Origin of the sequence: Pseudonocardia sp. McavD-2-B, from assembly GCF_024124365.1 — a bacterium.
In the GTDB taxonomy this organism is placed as follows: Bacteria; Actinomycetota; Actinomycetes; order Mycobacteriales; family Pseudonocardiaceae; genus Pseudonocardia; species Pseudonocardia alni.
The window spans coordinates 1-1,951 of sequence record NZ_JAMXSG010000489.1 but is presented as its reverse complement, the minus strand read 5'-3'; the positions used below and the strand labels follow the sequence as shown (position 1 = coordinate 1,951).

Below are 1,951 nucleotides of genomic sequence, written 5' to 3'. Positions count from 1 at the left end.
GACGGCGACCGCGCCCGCCGGGCCGTCCGCGGTCAGGGCGACGTCGGGGTCCCCGGCGGCGACGGCGTCGCGCCCGGCGGCCGCGGACGGCACCTCCCGGACCTCGACGGGCAGGCCGAGCCGCTCCCCGGCGGTCGTGACCGCCGCGGCGAGCGAGGCGTCCCCGGAGACCCCGACGGTGGGACGGTCGTCGCCGCCGGAGCCGAACACCGCGTAGGCGACCATGCCGCCGACGATGACCAGCACCATGATCGCGTTGCTGATCCAGAAGCTGCGCTTGTGCACCTGCACCCGGAACTCGCGACGCGCGACGAGCGCGACCGCGCGGTGCGCGGGCAGGGTGGCGGGCCCGGTCATGCGACGACCTCCCGGTACAGATCGGTCAGCGACGGCGTGGTGACGGTGAATCCGCGCACCGGCCCGGTGGCGAGCGCCGCGGCGAGGACCCGCTGGTCGTCGGCGCCGTCGCCGAGCGCCAGGACGGTGCGGCCGCGGTCGTGGGTGAGCACGGTGACCCCGGGCAGGCCCTGCGCCCAGCCGGGTGCGGCGGCGGGGGCGTGGACCTCCAGCCGGGTGCCGCCACCGCGGCGCACCTCGCCGACGGTGCCGACGGTCCGCATCCGGCCGGCCACGAGGATCCCGACCCGGTCGCACAGCCGCTGCACCAGGTCGAGCTGGTGGCTGGAGAACAGCACCGGCACCCCGGCGCGGGCCTTCTCCCGCAGCACCTCGCTCATCACGTCGACGGCGACCGGGTCCAGCCCGGAGAACGGCTCGTCGAGCACCAGCACCGCCGGGTCGTGCACGAGCGCGGCGGCCAGCTGCACGCGCTGCTGGTTGCCCAGGCTGAGCGCGTCGACGGTGTCACTGAGCCGGTGATCGACGCCGAGCTGCTCGGCCCAGCGCAGCACCGCCCGGCGCGCCGCGGCCCGGTCGACGCCGTGCAGCTCGGCCAGGTAGGTGAGCTGCTCGCCGACCTTCATCTTCGGGTACAGCCCGCGCTCCTCGGGCATGTAGCCGATCGTGCGGCGCACGTCGAGATCGACCGGGCGCCCGCCGAGGCGGACCTGCCCGGAGTCCGCCGCCAGCACCCCGAGGGCGATCCGCATCGTCGTCGTCTTCCCGGCGCCGTTGGAGCCGACGAAGCCGAAGATCTCGCCCGGGCGGACGTCGAAGCTCACCCCGTCCAGGGCGACCGTGCCGCCGTAGCGCTTGGTCAGCGCGTCGATCTCGAGCGTCGCGCCGGTGCCGGTCACCGGCCCGGCCCGGAGCTGCTGCTGTGCTGTCATCGGTCCCTCCCCGCTCGTGGGGGCCGACGCTACGAGCCGGGTGTCCCCTCGCGGATCGGCGCGCAGGACGAGATCGGCGACGCGGCGAGGTCGTCCTCGCGGACGAGCGGGCTGCGGGGCAGCACCGCGCGGACCGTCCACCCCGGACCGTCGCCGGGGCCGGTGCACAGGTCGCCGCCGAGCAGCGCGACCCGTTCCCGCATGCCGAGCAGGCCCAGGCCGGAGCCGGTCCCGTCAGGTCGGTGGCCGGGTACCGGGCCGTCGTCGTCGACCTCCACGACGACGGGCTCGTCGGCGCCGCCCTGGGTGACCCGCACCCGGGTGGGGGTGGGCCCGGCGTGGCGCAGGGTGTTGGTCAGGGCCTCGGTGACGATGCGCCGCGCGAACAGCTCCGCCTCACCGGGCGTCTCCGCCGGAGCGCCCTCGACCGTCACCGCGACCGGCAGACCCGCCGAGCGGGACGGCGCCACCAGCGCCTCCAGCGCGGCGGGGGACAGGTCCGCGCCGTCCGGGTCCGGACCCAGGTCGGCCAGCGCGGGCAGCGCCTCGGCGACCCGGCGCACCGAGTCGGCGATGTGCCCGAGCGCCTCGGCGCGCGTCGCCGGGTCGGCGGCGAGCCGCGCGGCCCCGGCCTGCACCGCCACCGCGGAGACGTGGTGGGC

Annotated in this window: 2 protein-coding genes and 1 pseudogene; all 3 read right to left on the bottom strand. The window is 77.1% G+C overall.

Annotated elements, in window-relative coordinates; genetic code table 11:
• Positions 1 to 357 (bottom strand): annotated as a pseudogene (locus NH602_RS30545) (hypothetical protein); the annotation flags it as partial.
• Positions 354 to 1,289 carry an ABC transporter ATP-binding protein gene (locus tag NH602_RS30540; protein ID WP_253069647.1) on the bottom strand — a complete coding sequence of 312 codons (936 nt, stop codon included), beginning with the start codon at positions 1,287 to 1,289 and terminating at the stop codon, positions 354 to 356. The gene NH602_RS30540 and the pseudogene NH602_RS30545, both read right to left, overlap by 4 nt.
• A 29-nt stretch (positions 1,290 to 1,318) precedes the next feature.
• The coding region (locus NH602_RS30535; RefSeq protein ID WP_374210287.1) for a sensor histidine kinase at positions 1,319 to 1,951 on the bottom strand (633 nt) is incomplete at its 5' end.

Coding starts and splice junctions, on each gene's coding strand:
- NH602_RS30540 (WP_253069647.1), bottom strand. CDS start 1,289: ATGACAGCACAGCAGCAGCTCCGGGCCGGGCCGGTGACCGGCACCGGC.